The organism is Fictibacillus phosphorivorans (genome assembly GCF_023715845.1).
Lineage (GTDB): Bacteria > Bacillota > Bacilli > Bacillales > Fictibacillaceae > Fictibacillus > Fictibacillus phosphorivorans_D.
The window spans coordinates 1-16267 of record NZ_JAMBOR010000038.1 but is presented as its reverse complement, the minus strand read 5'-3'; the positions used below and the strand labels follow the sequence as shown (position 1 = coordinate 16267).

General features: G+C 42.4%; 15 protein-coding genes and 1 riboswitch. Of the genes, 6 read left to right on the top strand and 9 right to left on the bottom strand.

The annotated features are described in order from the left end of the window. The 3 genes from M3206_RS19255 to M3206_RS18470 form a co-directional block, all read right to left on the bottom strand. A partial coding sequence (locus M3206_RS19255; RefSeq protein WP_425590752.1) for a transposase occupies positions 1–121 on the bottom strand: 121 nt, incomplete at its 3' end. Between the two features lie 98 nt (positions 122–219). Then, positions 220–1062 carry a KPN_02809 family neutral zinc metallopeptidase gene (ypfJ, locus tag M3206_RS18475; RefSeq protein ID WP_251313991.1) on the bottom strand — a complete coding sequence of 281 codons (843 nt, stop codon included), beginning with the start codon at positions 1060–1062 and terminating at the stop codon, positions 220–222. Between the two features lie 346 nt (positions 1063–1408). Next, entirely contained in the window at positions 1409–1927 is a 519-nt protein-coding gene (locus tag M3206_RS18470) for a GNAT family N-acetyltransferase (RefSeq protein WP_251313990.1), read from the bottom strand. A 173-nt stretch (positions 1928–2100) separates the two neighbouring features. Continuing rightward, positions 2101–2214, top strand: a riboswitch (SAM riboswitch). A 78-nt stretch (positions 2215–2292) separates the two neighbouring features. On the opposite strand from M3206_RS18470, the gene M3206_RS18465 reads away from it, so the two are divergent. From M3206_RS18465 to M3206_RS18445, 5 genes are all read left to right on the top strand, one after another. Continuing rightward, on the top strand, positions 2293–3456 hold the full coding sequence (locus M3206_RS18465; protein WP_251313989.1) for an acetyl-CoA C-acyltransferase: 1164 nt from the start codon (positions 2293–2295) through the stop codon (positions 3454–3456). Positions 3457–3462: 6 nt separating this feature from the next. Next, positions 3463–5418 (top strand): AMP-binding protein, encoded by a 1956-nt coding sequence (locus M3206_RS18460; protein WP_251313988.1) that lies wholly within the window; start codon positions 3463–3465, stop codon positions 5416–5418. A gap of 109 nt (positions 5419–5527) precedes the next feature. Continuing rightward, the gene (locus tag M3206_RS18455; protein ID WP_251313987.1) at positions 5528–7021 is read left to right on the top strand and encodes a sodium:solute symporter family protein; all 1494 of its coding nucleotides are present in this window, start codon (positions 5528–5530) and stop codon (positions 7019–7021) included. A 15-nt stretch (positions 7022–7036) separates the two neighbouring features. Then, positions 7037–8167: an acyl-CoA dehydrogenase family protein gene (locus M3206_RS18450; protein ID WP_251313986.1), complete on the top strand. Its 1131-nt coding sequence runs from the start codon at positions 7037–7039 to the stop codon at positions 8165–8167. Between the two features lie 172 nt (positions 8168–8339). Further along, positions 8340–8885: a hypothetical protein gene (locus M3206_RS18445; RefSeq protein WP_251313985.1), complete on the top strand. Its 546-nt coding sequence runs from the start codon at positions 8340–8342 to the stop codon at positions 8883–8885. A gap of 38 nt (positions 8886–8923) precedes the next feature. Here M3206_RS18445 and M3206_RS18440 read toward each other — a convergent pair whose 3' ends face one another. Beyond that, positions 8924–10195: an aminopeptidase P family protein gene (locus tag M3206_RS18440; protein WP_251313984.1), complete on the bottom strand. Its 1272-nt coding sequence runs from the start codon at positions 10193–10195 to the stop codon at positions 8924–8926. Between the two features lie 221 nt (positions 10196–10416). Then, positions 10417–11649 carry a peptidase T gene (pepT, locus tag M3206_RS18435; RefSeq protein ID WP_251313983.1) on the bottom strand — a complete coding sequence of 411 codons (1233 nt, stop codon included), beginning with the start codon at positions 11647–11649 and terminating at the stop codon, positions 10417–10419. A gap of 168 nt (positions 11650–11817) precedes the next feature. Between pepT and M3206_RS18430 the strand changes: the two genes are divergently transcribed. After that, complete coding sequence (locus M3206_RS18430) at positions 11818–12801, top strand: nucleoside hydrolase (protein ID WP_251313982.1); 984 nt, start codon at positions 11818–11820, stop codon at positions 12799–12801. 242 nt (positions 12802–13043) lie between these two features. Here the strand turns inward: M3206_RS18430 and M3206_RS18425 are convergent, their stop codons facing one another. The 4 genes from M3206_RS18425 to M3206_RS18410 form a co-directional block, all read right to left on the bottom strand. Next, the gene (locus M3206_RS18425; protein ID WP_251313981.1) at positions 13044–13205 is read right to left on the bottom strand and encodes a hypothetical protein; all 162 of its coding nucleotides are present in this window, start codon (positions 13203–13205) and stop codon (positions 13044–13046) included. A gap of 23 nt (positions 13206–13228) precedes the next feature. Beyond that, the gene (locus M3206_RS18420; protein WP_251313980.1) at positions 13229–13651 is read right to left on the bottom strand and encodes a DUF1801 domain-containing protein; all 423 of its coding nucleotides are present in this window, start codon (positions 13649–13651) and stop codon (positions 13229–13231) included. 101 nt (positions 13652–13752) lie between these two features. Continuing rightward, complete coding sequence (locus M3206_RS18415; protein ID WP_251313979.1) at positions 13753–14205, bottom strand: helix-turn-helix domain-containing protein; 453 nt, start codon at positions 14203–14205, stop codon at positions 13753–13755. A 166-nt stretch (positions 14206–14371) separates the two neighbouring features. Then, entirely contained in the window at positions 14372–15673 is a 1302-nt protein-coding gene (locus M3206_RS18410) for an Nramp family divalent metal transporter (RefSeq protein WP_349774025.1), read from the bottom strand. Between the last annotated feature and the right edge of the window lie 594 nt (positions 15674–16267).

Sequence of the window (16267 nt, the reverse complement as noted above, 5' to 3'; positions counted from 1 at the left end):
TAACCCATTTCTTGAATGAGTTCTTTGAAATTCCAAACTTTTCACAAAGCTCTTTTACAGTAATATTGCCATTTTCATAAGTGGACAAGACTTTGTATTTAAACTCTTTAGAATGCCCCATAAAAAAACTCCCCTTAAGGTAAAACAGATTTTTTATTTAATCTGTCTACCTTAAGGGGAGCATATCAAAGTCAGTCAGCTTCCTTCTTGCGATTTTCTTTACAGTTCTTTCGCTTTAAACGTATCTCCACCCTCAATGGTTCCATTTTTAAATCCTTTTTGGAACCATCGTTTGCGCTGTTCCGATGTGCCATGTGTAAAACTTTCAGGAACAACATAGCCTTGATGTTTCTTCTGAAGCGTATCATCGCCGACTGCACTTGCTGCGGTCAGGGCTTCTTCCAGATCTCCTTTTTCAAGCACGTTCATATCCTGTGCGTGATTCGCAAAAACACCTGCGTAATAATCCGCCTGCAGTTCAAATCTGACCTGATATTTGTTAAAAGCTTCTTCACTTAGTTTTGAGCGCATCTCCTGCAGCTGTTGAGACTGTCCTAAAAGGGTTTGCACATGGTGTCCGACTTCATGAGCAATCACATAAGCCATCGCAAAATCTCCTGGTGCTTCATATTTGCTCTGAAGTTCTTGGTAAAAACTAAGATCTATATAGAGCTTTTGGTCCCCTGGACAGTAAAAAGGGCCAACAGATGAACCCGCTGCTCCACAGGCCGACTGAACACTTCCTGTATATAAAACAAGCTTCGGTTCTTTATACGTCTTGCCTTTTTCCTGAAAAATTTCGGTCCAGACGTCTTCCGTATCCGCCAACACAACAGAGACGAACTGAGCATCTTCTTTTTCTTTCTCTGTTTCTTCGTATGGAGCATTCTCCTCAGATCCGTCGTTGATCCCTCCAAGAATATCACCGGGGTTCCCGCCTAATAACGTTATGAGTAAGACGATGATAAGACCGCCGACTCCTCCTCCAACTGCGAGTCCTTTACCACCCATCCCTCTCCGGTCTTCAACGTTTGAACTTCCACGTCTGCCTCGCCATTTCATCTTTTAACTCCTCCTCAGGGTATATCTGCTTTGGTTTAATATCTTGTATACCCGAAGAATAGAGGAATTAGCCCGAGGTTCATAAAATGGCATGTGAAAAAGGGGCTGAACCAAAAGGACAAGTTACACGTTCGCGCAAGATGACCCTCTTTTCGCGCAGAATCGCCGAGTTACGCGCAAAAACCTAGTTCTTCGCGCAGAACAGGTGGCTTTTCGCGCAAACTTGGTTTTTCAAATATACCTACGTAACGAAAAACGGCTAAAGATGGTGATATTGATTCTTCAAAACGTCCTTTTTCTCTTGTTTGATCTAAAAAAGGGACTTAAACAGTCAGCCCCTTCCCATTTATATCGTTTTATAATAAAGGATCGTCGTATCGAGATTTCCTGTTTCAGACTGAGCAAAGTTTGGAATGCGTCCCGCTTCGATAAAACCGAGAGATTGATAGAGCACGTTCGCCGAATCTCCCTCTCTTGTATCTAAGACGAGCAATGAACGTTCTTCCTGCTTCGCTCGATTTTCGATCTCGTTCATTAACTGACGGGCAATCCCTTGTAGCCGAAAGTTAGGATGCACCATGAGCTTCGCGACTTCAGCACGATGTGTGCCATTTGGTTTCGTACACAAGTGGAGCTGGACCGTTCCGGCAATCTTGTTATCTACTTTTGCCGCGATAAAAATAATGTCGGGTGTCACACAGCTTCTCCAAAAAGCGTCAGAAACATCCTTTTTAAGTGGTGGCAAAAATCCGATGGATGCCCCGCCATGAACTACTTTTATTAAAAGGTCAGAAAGTTCTTCTATATATTTATCTACCCGCTTAATAGTAATGATTTCCACAGCCAAGCCCCTTTTTTCTCCCATTTTAATTTTATTAACGCTACATTTCTACCTTTTTGAAAGATTATCTTACAAGCTTGTAAACTTATTCAAAGACTCTCGTTACTATTTTTATTATTTTCTAAATAATCAGTTGACAATTGTTTTTTTGCTGTGCTAAGATTATCAACAATTTCAAACAAGCGAATAATCTATTTACCTTATCAAGAGTCGGGGTAGGAATCTGGTCCAATGATCCCGCGGCAACCATTTATTGCAAGACAATAAAAAGGTGCCCATTCCAGCAGGCTAACTAGTCTGAAAGATAAGGAAGAGCTATGAATGTTAAACCTCTTTCTTATTTTTTTGAGAAGAGGTTTTTTTATTTGTATAAAAAGGAGACGGTTTAGATGAGTGCAGTGATTATAGATGGGGTACGTACTCCCTTTGGTAAATGGAAGGGTTCGCTATCCCCTTTTGACGGGACGGATTTAGGAACGATTGCATTAAAAGAATTACTCGCTAGAGTACCAGAGGCTCAAACGGCAGATGGTGTGAGTTTAGCACAAGTGATCCAGGCGGGCCACGGCCAGAATCCGGCTAGGAAGGTTGCAACTAACGCAGGTGTTTCATTAAGTACACCCGCGATCACGTTAAACAACGTATGTCTCGCTGGAATATCAACTGTGATTGACTCCGTTCGGAAGATTCACTTTGGTGAAGGTGAGCTCTTTGTTGCCGGAGGCTTTGATTCGATGACAAATGCTCCACACCTTGCTTCGATCCGAAAAGAACTTTCGTTTGGACATGTTGAATTTTACGATTCCTTAAACGACGGGCTACGATGCTCTTTAAATGAACAATCGATGGGGCTACTCAGTGACAACAAGAATAAAGAGCTTGGTATAACACGTACACAACAGGACGAATTTGCTTTCCTTTCCCAGTCCCGAGCGGAAGATGCACGAAAGAACGGCAGACTTTCAGCGGAGATTGTACCGGTTGATACAGGCAAATACTCTCTTGAGGAAGATGAAGGCATCCGCCCTCATTCATCTGTTGAAAAACTAGCCAAACTGCGTCCTGCTTTCCACGAAGAAGGAACGATTACAGCAGGAAATGCTTCACAGATGTCTGATGGTGCCAGTCTTGGGATCATCGCATCAGAGGAGAAAGCTGAGAGACTCGGAAAGACTCCACTTGCAAGGATTCTTGGCTGGAGCGAGATCGCAGGACCAGATACAAGTCTCCACCTAAAACCAGCACAAGCCATTAAAGATGTACTTTTGAAAAATAATCTAAGTATTGATGATATCGACTTATTCGAGATTAACGAAGCGTTCGCAAGTGTTGTGATCGCGAGCTGCAATGAACTGGGTATCCATTTTGACAAGGTAAACGTAAACGGAGGAGCGATCGCTATCGGTCATCCGCTTGGAGGAACGGGATTCCGGTTAATTTTAACGTTGGCTCATGAACTGAAGCGCCGCGGAGGCGGTAAAGGAATCGCTACTCTCTGCGGTGGCGGCGGCCAAGGTACAGCACTATTAATTGAAGTTCCTGAAAGGTGGTAATTGAAGATGAGCGCTGAGATCACTGTTAATACAAAACCACAACAACATGCATTTGAATGGTTTCCATCTGATGAACACATTCAGAACGCAAATCTTACACGCTTTATTGAAAAGCATCAGTTAAGAGATCCGGATGAGTTATATGAACGTTCCCTTCAAGACCCAACCTGGTTCTATGAGGCGATTCTTTCAGAGTTTGATTTTCGCTGGAACACACCTTATGAACAAGTAATCGACAACTCAAAAGGAATTGCTTGGACATCTTGGTTCAATCAGGCACGAACCAACATTGTTGAGAACACGATTGAGAAGCATATTGCGGACGGAAACGGCCACAAGGAAGCTTTCGTGATCGAGGAAGAGAGCGGTCGCACCACTTCCATCACTTACCTGGACCTCAATCAAAAAGTCAATGAACTTGCAGCTGGTCTTGTTCAACTAGGCATTCAAAAAGGCGACCGCGTTGCCGTATACCTACCTCTGATCGCTGAGGTTCCTATCTCCTTTTATGCATGCGCAAAAATCGGAGCGATCGTAATCCCTATTTTTTCAGGTTATGGAGAAGAAGCAGTTGCTGTCCGGCTTCAAGATCCAGAAGCAAAAGCAATCATTACAGCAGACGGATTTTATAGACGCGGTAAAGTGATCGACCTGCTCTCAGTTGCAGAAGAGGCGGTTTCAAAGTCTCCTTCCGTTGAACATGTTCTTGTTGTGAATCATGTTCATTCAACACCACCGGTACGATCTGGACGGTACAAGAATGTAGAAGATGTCATCCAGCCTGGCCGATCCACAGAGACAGTTCTCGTTGAGGCGAACGATCCATTGTTGCTCATCTACACGTCAGGTACTACTGGAAAACCAAAAGGAACACTGCATTCTCATACGAGCTATGCGTTAAAAAGTGCGATTGATATGTACTTCTGCTTTGATGTAAAAAAGGAAGACCGCTTATTCTGGGTGACGGATTTCGGATGGATGATGGGACCATGGATCTTACTCGGTTCCGGGATTCACGGAATCACACTCGTACTGTACGAAGGAAGTCCCGATTATCCAGAAGCGAACCGTCTATTGTCTCTCATTGAAAAACACCAGGTTTCCATTTTCGGACTAGCTCCTACTGTTATTCGTTCCTTGATGACAAAGGATCTGCAAACCTTTAAAAAGAATGATCTCTCTTCTCTCCGCATTCTTGGTTCGACCGGAGAAGCTTGGAATCCCGAAGCCTGGCAATGGTACTTGGAACATATCGGCGAGAATCGATGTCCGATCATCAACTACTCAGGAGGCACCGAGATCTCAGGTGGCATCCTCGGCTGTTATCCCACAAAGCCTCTTAAGCCTTGTGGTTTTCATGGACCGATTCCTGGAATAAAGGCTGCCATTTTAAACGAAGAAGGCAGTGATACAGAGGGAGAAATCGGAGAACTTGCTCTTCAACAGCCATTTTTGGGAATGACCCATTCGTTTTGGGAAGATGATGAAAGGTATCTCCGTTCATATTGGAGCAAGTGGGACGAAGTTTGGGCACATGGGGACCTTGTTAAGAGAGATGAAGACGGGATCTGGTACATCCTGGGCCGTGCAGATGACAGGTTAAACATTGCCGGAAAACGCCTCGGTCCGAGCGAGATTGAAATCGCGCTCTCCAGTCACGAAAAAGTAATCGAGAGTGCTGCAATCGGTGTTCCGCACAAGATTAAAGGAGAAGCCGCTGTTGTTTTTGCAGTGCTGCAAGGCGATGTAAGCGAAGCTGAACTTGGAGAACACCTCAGCCGGAAACTTGGAAAAGCACTAAAACCAGACAGAATCATCAGAATCTCTGCTCTTCCTAAAACACAAAGCGGAAAAATCGCCCGCAGATTGCTGAAGAGCCGTTATTTAGGAAAGCCACTTGGCGATATTTCTACTCTTCAGAATCCCGAGACGCTTGAAGAAGTGACACCTATTCTCAACTAAAGGAGACCCTATCGATTATGATCACTACGTATTTTTTATTAATTGCCGTTTGCTGGATTATCGGATTAACGATTGTTTATAAATATTATCCAAAAGGAGGCGGTGAGTAATGCTAGCGAACGTACCAGGCTATGTCATCTGGATCGTTGCTTCCCTCTTTATCGGATACTTCTTTTTAATGACCTGGATTGGGAAGAAAGGCTCTTCCCATAGTCATACGTTAAAAGGATTCACAACAGCAAAAGGCAGTGTGAGCCCGATTATCGTCGGCGCCAGTTTCGCAGCTACCTACGCCAGCGTAAATCTGTTCATCGGCGTTCCCGGACTTGCTTATCAGTACGGAACATCTGTCTTATGGTACACCCTAGGCTGTTTTGGTGTTTCGTGGATTGCACTCGTACTGCTTGCTAAGAAATTTTGGAGTTATTCGAAGAAATGCGGTCATGTGCTGACATTACCTGAATGGCTCGGCAGACGGTATAACAGTAAAACCTTACAAGTACTTGTTGCTCTCTTAATTCTTTTTAACGTTTATTATATTGTTGGCCAGAATGTCGGCTTGGCTACTATTTTTGAAACCATTATCGGCATGCCTTATGCATGGGGAATCGTCATCGCGGTTTGTATTACGATACTATATATCGGACTAGGAGGCGCATATGCCCAGCTCGTCACGGATGGAGTCCAGGGATTGTTCATGGCAGTCACGAGTATTCTCGTATTTGTCTCGATCTTTTGGGTAATCGGGGATTTTGGTACCTTAACTTCCAAACTTGCAAGTGTAGACCCTAATCTCGTAAAAGCAGTTAACACGGCAGAAGGAAGTCCCTACAATAGTAAACTTGCCATAGCAGCAGTACAGTTCCTGTTATTCGGTTTTGTCTTGATGCCTCATCTATTAAATAAAATTTTATCGCTTGATTCCGAGAAAGATCTTCGACCGTTCGTGCTGTCATCTGGACTTATACTTTTTATTATCTCAACACTGATGGTACTTGGAGGTTTGGCTGCCCGTGCTTCTTTCCCAAACCTGCAGAATGCAGACCAGGCCATCCCTATGTATCTATTTGAAGCGTTCCATCCGGTGTTTGCTGCCTTATTGATCTTCGGGATCATCTCAGCGATTCTATCCAGTACAGATAGTCTGTATCTTGGAATTACGTCAAGCATCGGTAATGACATCTATAAAGTCGTAGCACCGTATTTCAATAAACACCTGACCAATCACGAACTGGAACAAAGAACATTAAAGGTATCCAAGTATTCACTCTTTTTTGTTGGATTGATCACGCTGTATGTATCGTTAAACAGACCTGAATCATTATCTTTGTTGATTCAATTCAGCTATTCCGCCATCATAAGCGGTGTTATGGCCCCTATTTTACTGGCTTACTTTTGGAAGCATGCTCATAAGTATGGTGCGATTGCATCCTTGATCACCGGAACTGCACTCTATTGCTTCTTTACGAATACTGGAGTCATCGAAAATATTTATCTTGCCATGCTTGCCAGTACGATTGCTAGTTTTGCGGTCATGATTCTACTAAGTTTTGCGGCCCTCTCTTACGCAAACAGTACTGCACGACAATCCGTTGAAAGCTAAAAGGAGTAACATCTCATGTCTTTTCAATCAATCCTGCAACAGGCAGAGGAACTATCACAGCAATTTTCACAAAGAACGGCAAAATTTGATGAGGAACAGCACTTTCCTTTTAAAAACTTTGAGGAATTAAAAGCGAAGGATTTTCAAGCTTTAACGATTCCTGTACATTATGGGGGCCATGGACTTAATCTCCTTGAGTTCCTGTCCGTACAAGAACGGATCGCTAAAGGTGACAGCGCAACAGCTCTATGTCTTGGCTGGCATTTAGGCAGTCTGCTGGAAATCGCAGAAAATGGCAGTTGGAACGCAGACAGGTTTCAAGAACTATGTGAAACTATTGTGGACAGAAAAAGCTTGATCAACCGTGCGGCTACAGAACCAGCCACAGGCTCACCTACTCGTGGAGGCATGCCCCAGACAACAGCTGTTCAACAGGGCGAAACATGGCTGTTGAACGGACGAAAATCATTTACTTCCATGGCAGTGGCACTGGACTATTCCCTTGTTACCGCCCGGATTGGGGATACAGATCAAAAAGGTGTATTTTTAGTGGATCATTCTTTAGAGGGCGTTTCGATCGAAGAAACGTGGAGCATGATCTCTATGCAAGGTACGAGGAGTGATGACTTACTCTTAAACAACGTAAGCGTCCCTTCTCACTTTCTGGTTGAAGAAGAAGGCGACCAAACGAACTATTCCTTTCCGAAGGCCTGGCTGCTACACATACCCGCTTGTTATCTAGGAATCGCAGGTGCGGCACGAGAATATGCCATTGAGTTTGCAAAAACGTATTCACCAAACAGCTTACCAGGACCGATTAAAGACGTCCCTGAAGTGCAAAGAAAGGTCGGAGAGATGGAACTGGAATACTACAAATGCAAGCAAATGTTATATGCAGTGGCCGAAAAATGGGTCTCTTTCCCTGAAGAGAGGCCGAAAATGGGAGCGGAACTTGCAGCCGTAAAGCATATCGTCACCAACGGAGCGAACAAAATCGTTGATATTGCGATGAGAATCGTTGGTGCTAAAAGCCTGTCAAAAGATAATCCTCTACAGCGTTACTTTCGTGACGTAAGAGCTGGTCTCCATAACCCGCCAATGGATGATTCAGTAATCAGCGTGTTGGCAAAGAAAGTATTATATTAAGTAACTATAAGGATGGACCTTGAGAGAAATACTCAAGGTCCTTCTTTAATAATGTGCGACACAATATTTTATGATTTTATTATTGTTTCTGAGAAAAAAGCGAACCGTTTGGGAATATCGCTATAAACCACTATGATGGATATAAGAAAAAACTTTAACAGGAGTGCGTAAATTGACTAGAATTTTATTAATCGGCGGCGATACAGTCCACCAATCTATCCTTCGCCATCTATTCAAACAACAGCCTAAAGGCTATGGCATTACGATTATCGTACCTTCTAAAGAGGAGCTAGTTTTAGAAAACTTACCCGAAAACAACTCGATTTCTATTGTGGAAGACACCATTATCTCGTTTGACCCGCTTCAAAAGATGCTGCTCGGTTTTTCAGGCGAGATCTACCGTTTTGATGTGATCTCTTTTGATATGAATATGAAGTTCTCTTTATTTAAACAAGCACTGGTCCCTATTGCTGAAAATGGCACGATGCTTGTGAAAAATACTTTACAGAATACAGAGTTTCCATTCTTATTTGGTGCAGGTGACTGTGTATCTGTTATGGATCAAACACCTGAGAACATTAGATCTCGAGAAAAACAAGCGAATGTGTTGTGGCACAATATTACTAGATACGTGAAGGGGCAAAAACTGTTATCAGTAACTAACGGTTCCCCCCGTTCCTTCCGCAGTTGGATGGATCGTTTATTTAAACGAGTATGATTTCACAAAAAAGAAGAGACAGCAGTCTCTTCTTCTATTTATGCTTTTACAGCAGCTTGAGCTCCTTGTGTTGCCATGAACTCTTCAATCACATCTGTTTCACGCATGATATCTTTTGATAGATTTTCAAATCCGTCTTCAGTTACCAAAATATCATCTTCTAATCGGATACCGATCGACTCTTCTTCAATATAAAGACCCGGCTCGATCGTGATCACCATTCCGGGCTCAAGCACGCGGTCTTTGTACGAACCGACATCATGTGTATCAAGTCCAAGGAAATGCCCGACACTATGATAATAGTATTTAGAGATCTCGGAATCCTCTTGGATCAAGCCGATTTTCTTGCACTCTTCGGAGAGCACTTTTTTTGCATATTCATTTAGTGCTGCAAAAGGAAGACCGGGTTTAATCATCGCGGTTGTTTCTTTTAGCGCCTTTAACACGATGTTATAAAGCACTTTCTGGCGGTCTGTAAATTTCCCGTTTACCGGGAACGTGTAGCTGATGTCCGCACTGTAATAATCTTTTTGTGCGCCAAGATCCAGCAGGACGAGATCACCATCTTGCGTCATTGCGTTATTGTGCTCATAATGCAGAACTGTTGCGTTCTTGCCGCTTGCAGTGATGGTCTTAAAGGCATAATCCCGAACACCGTTGTATTTTAAAGTAAAATCAAAGTGTGCCTCGAGCTGATATTCCATCATACCGGACTTTGCATGCCTTAATAGATTATAGATTCCCTCTTTGGTGATTTCGATCGACTCTTTAATCTTCTGAACTTCTTCATTTGATTTAATCACGCGCAGGTCACAGATCTCTGGATAGATGTTATGGATCGCAACGTGTGGATAATGCTCACGAATATGTTTGGCAAAAAGAGAGGTGCTTGTTGGTGCACCTGACCAACCGCGTCGCTCTAGATCCAGGCACACTGCTTTCGTTTGATTCGTAAAGAAATTTCCTGCCACAACCGTTTCAAAGCTATCCACATATTTAATGTCTTTGATTCCCGAGATGTTTTCCGCTTCCTCTTTCGAAACGGTTTTACCGACCCACTTCTCCATGAAAGGATCCGCTTTTTTAATAAAAAGCGTTTCTTCAAATGTTTCACCGTTCTTCTTCATCATCAGAATCACGTTTGGCTCGTTAATACCTGTTAAGTAATAAAAGTTGCGATTCGGTACGAAAGCATAGTCCTCATCAGCTGATTTCTGTGGCGCTTTCCCAGCAAAAAGAATCGTAAGGGATTCATTCGGAAGCAAATCTTTCAGTTTGTTACGATTTCTCTCAAAAATATAGGATTCCATGTGGCTCCTCCTTTAATGGTTTATCTTCATTAATTAAAATCGACTGAGTAGTTTATTTATATAAATATATTATAATTAGTTTTCGATATGAATGACAGCTATTTTTAGAATTTTTCGAAATATAAAATGACACTAAATGGTAAATATGTGATACACCTCAAAAAATAGGTGCCTGAAAAAAAAGCTAACCACTCTCTATAAAGGGTTAGCTTCCACTTGCTTTATGCTTCCTGCTCGAATAATTGAACAAGTTCGACGATGACTTTTGTCGCTTTGATCATGTTATCGACTGAGATGTATTCGTATCGGCCATGATAGTTTTCCCCGCCTGTGAAGATGTTTGGTGTTGGCAGCCCCATAAAGGATAGCTGAGAACCATCTGTTCCACCCCGGATTGGTTTTACGATTGGCTCGATTCCTAAGTTCTTCATCGCTTTGTAAGCGAGATCCACGATTTCCTTAACAGGTTCGATCTTCTCTTTCATGTTGTAATACGTATCTTTCATCTCAAGCTGAATGTTATCTTGACCATACTTTTCTCTTAGTTCATCAACGATCGCCTGCATCTTTGCTTTTCTTTTTTCAAAAAGTTCCTTGTCGTGATCTCGGATGATATAAACCATCTCTGTCAATTCAACATCACCTTTTAAACCGATCAGATGATAAAAGCCTTCATAGCCCTCCGTAAATTCAGGCGCTTCGTCGGCAGGTAGTTTACCCTGAAGCTCCATTGCGATTTTAGCAGAGTTGACCATCTTTCCTTTTGCAGAAGCTGGATGAATGTTCTTGCCTAGAATTCTGATCTTTGCATCCGCTGCATTAAAATTCTCATATTCCAGTTCGCCAAGAGGTCCGCCGTCCATTGTGTAGGCAAATTTTGCTCCAAACGCAGCAACATCGAACTTATGCGGACCGCGGCCGATCTCCTCATCAGGAGTGAACGCCACTCTGATGTTCCCATGCTTGATCTCTGGGTGGTCAATCAAGTATTTCATGGCCGTCATGATCTCTGCGATACCCGCTTTGTTGTCCGCTCCAAGCAGTGTAGTACCGTCTGTCGTGATCAAAGTATGACCTTTGTAATCTTTTAAACTAGGGAAATCTTTCGGTGATAGTTCAATATGTAATTTTTCATTTAACTTAATTGTTTCCCCATCATAGTCCTCTACGATCTGCGGATTAACGTTTTTTCCGGTAAAATCAGATGCCGTATCAACATGAGCTAAGAAGCCGATGACAGGTACATCTTTATCCGTATTAGATGGAAGAGTTGCCATCACGTAGCCGTTCCCATCTATCGTCACATCTTCCATGCCGATCTCTATTAACTCTTCAACAAGCATGTTTGCGAGAGTCAGTTGTCCCGGTGTTGAAGGTATATGTTCACTGCTAGCATCTGATTGGGTGTCCACTTTTACATAAGAAGTAAATCTTTCGATGATCTCTTGTTTCAATTTTCACTCAACTCCTTATCGTTTGTTTTCATGATAGCATGTTTTTCTAAAAGTTACCTATTACATAATCGTTCGTCCTACCATTCACCTATTTAATAAAAGTTCAGATTACCAACAGTTAAGTTCATGATATTTCTGCATATATTTATCGTTGAAGGGGGCGCGCCTATGTATAATGTTTTGATTTTTTGTGACCCAGGAATTGATGATTCCCTATCGATCATGTATGCACTGCTTAACCCAGAAATACAAGTGGTGGGCATTGTTTCAAGTTATGGAAACGTGGATCAGCAGCAGGCCACTCAAAATATTGCCTATCTCTTGCAGCTTGCGAATCGTCAGGACGTCCCTATTATTGCGGGCGCAAGAAGTCCATTCAGCGGTGAGATCGCCGTTTATTATCCTGAAATCCATGGCGAAGAAGGTCTCGGACCCATTCAGCCACCGGATACGGTTCAACGTGAGGTTCTAAATTTTGATGAAATCTTTAAAATTATTAAGAAATATGAAAATAACTTAATCGTTGTGGACGTTGGAAGGTCCACCTCATTAGCGACCGCCTTTATATTGGGTGGTGATGAACAAATGAGCAAGATCTCAGCTTTCTATATAATGGGAGGAGCTTTTCTGGTGCCGGGGAATGTCACCCCGCTTGCTGAAGCAAATTTTCACGGCGATGCCATCGCCTCAAACCTCGTACTCAATAAAGCGAAGAACGTCTATATCTTTCCATTGAACGTCACGAACTACGCGATTATCAAACCTGAAACGATCAATGTAATATCTTCAGCAACGTACAATGAGTTTTCACCATTAATCAAGCCGATCTTTGATTTCTATAACGAAGCATATAAAAAACTGGTACCTGGTATTGAGGGCAGTCCCCTGCATGATGTTCTGCCATTATTTGCGCTCACCCATCCTGACCAAGTACGTTATGTGAACAGAAAAGCAACGGTTTCCATCAACATGGACGCAACTAAAGGGCTTAGTGAAGCAGACTTCAGGCCGCTAGTTCCACAGGAGCCTCCAGAAGAAGTTGACCATCTTGCCAATTGGTTTAACTATCAGGCATTTGTCCAAGATTTTATTGAAACCATGACCACTAGAGTCAATCGCCTACATTATAAATATTCTTCTCCATTCGTCTAAACAACTTGTCCGCTCCCGCATATGATAGAGGTATCAGCGCTATTTAACAAGTGCTGGGAAATAGCGGGGGTGATTTTAATGTTTTGGGATAAATGTGAGTCTTCTTCAAGCTACATCATTCTAAAGTGCAAGAAATGCAGAAAAAAGAAAAAAAAGTGCAGCTGCAGCTGTAAGTGCAAATGCAGATGCAAGCACTAATAAAAACAAAAAGGAGTCCTCATTGGGCTCCTTTACGTTATTTGCTATTTCTTTTTCTTCTGTATACCCTGAAGGGCAATGCCCACAGCGATACCAATTCCTATGCCAATGCCTATATTATCAAACGCAGCTCCAATTGAAACACCAATTACTATGCCTACCACTAACCCCATGTTTGAAAAAGAATTTGGATTCTGTTTCTTCAAGGTAACCTCCTTTTAGCCTACACTTATGTTTGTGGATATGTTTTCTGTAAAAAAGCTACAGACTGTTCAATCAGTTCTTTTAGCACCTCTACATCAATATCTGCTAATTTATTGATATACACACAAGCGGCACCCGTCGTGTGTTTACCGAAATTGCTCAGGAGTTCTTCCCGGTTCGGGTCTCCTGTCGCCAAATAGAGGCTGATTTTCGCTTTACGCGGCGAAAATCCAACAAGCGGTGCATCTCCTTCATGGCCAGTATCATATCTATAGTGATACGAGCCAAAACCTATGATGCTCGGTCCCCACATTTTCGCCTCAAAACCAGTCGTTTCTGAGAAAATATCTAATAGCTTATAAGCATCTTCACGTTTTTTCGGGCTATCCACGTTTTCAATAAACTCGATGACACTATTGTCGTTCACTTTGGTCTTCAGTTCGTACATATATGCCCTCCTTTTTATGGTCCTTATGCTAACACTTCTACATGAAAAATCGTTATCCTCTTAAAAAAATGTCTTACAAACGTGATACACATACAGCAATTTTATTCCTCTTTGTAACTTTTCTTCAATTGATCAGAGCCAATTCCACCAATGACCGTTAAAAGTAAAGGTCCAAAATTATATAGAAAATGGCTCCCGTACAATGAAAAATCTAATGTTGTAAATTTGTTTAAAAGTAAAACAACGATTTTAACCAGTAAAAGAACAAGGCCAATAAAAACTAAAAAATCAAACATGAGTTTCAGCCTAGGGTGTTTCAATTGTTTACTATCTTTTATTACTTTGTCTGTCAATTCTTCATCACTCCTTAACAATTCATCAATTGTTATTTCGAAAAGATCGCTTAACTTGATAATCACTTCGATACTGGGATAATTCTGGCCGTTCTCCCATTTCGATACGGACTGGCGGCTAACAAATAGTTTCTCAGCTAACTCTTCTTGCGACCAACCCTTTTTCTTTCGCTCGTTTTTTAATTTCTCTCCAAAAGTCATTTTTCGAGTCACCTTTCATTGATCTATCACTTATTATGGTTAATTCTTCTGATAAAAGTAAAGATAGTATTAGTTGCAATGGTCTTGCAACCATAAGTTGCACCGCTCTGACCCTGGATTTATCCACAAAAAAAACGTCCCGCAGCAATACGAGACGTTTTCTTTATTAAAGTAATTTTTGCAGTTCGTTTAGTCCGAGGTACGCAAACATGAGGAGGCAACCGATTAAAACCGCGTTTGTCACCCATTTGTTGCGATACTCCATGTCTACCTTCTTCGAGTTCAACAAGATGATCAAAGAGATCGCTAAGAAAGGCATGAACAATGAACCAAGTACACCGTAGATGATGATAAGCTGTACTGGTTTACCAAAGACGAAAATGAGCATCGGAGGAAATGTCAGCCAAGCGAGATAAGCACGATAAGACTTATCTTTTTCCGACACAGGCTTCACTTTATGGAGGTCTTCCTTTTTTGTTCGAATCGTTCTTAAGAAGTCAGCGAACAAGTAAGGCACCCCGTTCCATACACCGAGTAGTGATGTGAAAGCAGCAGACCAGAAGGCAATCAGAAAAAGCCAGCGTAACGGCGTTCCAAATTCCTGTCCAAGCAGTCCGGCAAGGTCCAACAAACCTTGATCCCCTTCAAGTTTTACACCTGTACCGAACAAGAATTTAGCACCGATCACAAGAGCTGCCATCGTAAAGATACCTGTAATTACGTAGGCGGCTTTTGTATCCATTCTCATAACGGGAACAAAAGACTTTCCTTTCCAATCTTTTTCCTTCAGCCAATAGCCATAAGAGGCCATCGTAATTGTACCGCCAACACCGCCGATTAATCCTAATGCAAGCATGAGTGATCCATCAGGCATGCTTGGTACGATTCCGCCTGCAAACTCACCGATTGATGGCAAGAAAAGCAGGGACGTTCCGATAATTGTAATGAACATGACACCGATGAGAACGGTCATGATCCGTTCGAACAGCAGATAACGGCCCGTCCATACAAGTCCGAAACCGAGCAATGAGTGCACGACTGCCCACGCCCAGATTGGCATGATCGGCCACATCGCATGCATGCCTAACCCGCAGGTCATTGCGGCTGTTGCTCCGTAAATATAGCCCCATATCACGGAGTATACGCCAAAATAGGTAGTTGCCCATTTGCCAAGGGAATGCCAGCCTTGCAGGATCGTTTGTCCAGTTGCGAGATACCAGCGGCCGACACCTTCGTTCAAATAATATTTTAAGATAGCTCCTACAATAATCGCCCATACGAAGGTCATGCCGAAAGAAGTTCCGATGACAATAGCTGTGATCATATCCGCTGTTCCTACACCGGTGGCAGCAACAACAAATCCGGGACCGATCATTTTAAGCTTTTGTCCCAGTGTCTGCGGTGGTATAGGTCCCTTGTTCATTGTTGCGTGTTGCAGATCTTGGTTCAACATTGGTTCACTTTTCAAATTAAAATCCTCCTCCTTTAACTACCTAATCAGAAAGCGTTTTCAAAATAGTATTTATCCATTATGACATAGTTCAGAAAATTTACTCAACTATAAGTTTAAAATTTTATAAAAACAATTAGAACTTTGTAGGTAGTTGATTTCCGCTCCATGTGCTCGCTTTCCGAGAGCAGGCGGTGAGCCCTTTTGCTGCAGCGCACCTTAAAAGTTCTCACCTGACCCCCAGTCCCGCAGGAGTCTCGCACCTTATGCTCCAATCATCTTTCATGGGGAGTTTTAAAGAAAAAATAACAATCTTTTAGAGTAGTTACAAAAATAAAAGTACGTATTCTGCTCCGGGCCGATCCTTTTTATAGGGATGACAGCCGGAATCGCGGTGTTCTGCCTCCCTTGTTTTTGTGTTAGGAAGTAGTCTTGAGCGAAAAATGAGTTTTTTGAGCGAAACTAGGGGTGTTTTGAGCGTAGCGTAGAGATTTTGAGCGAAACTCGGTATTTTTGAGCGGTACTTAAATTAGTCTTAAAAGTGGAGACATCCTTGTGAGAATTCTTTATACTTAAACAAAACTAATTTAGGGGACGTGTCCACATGAAAAG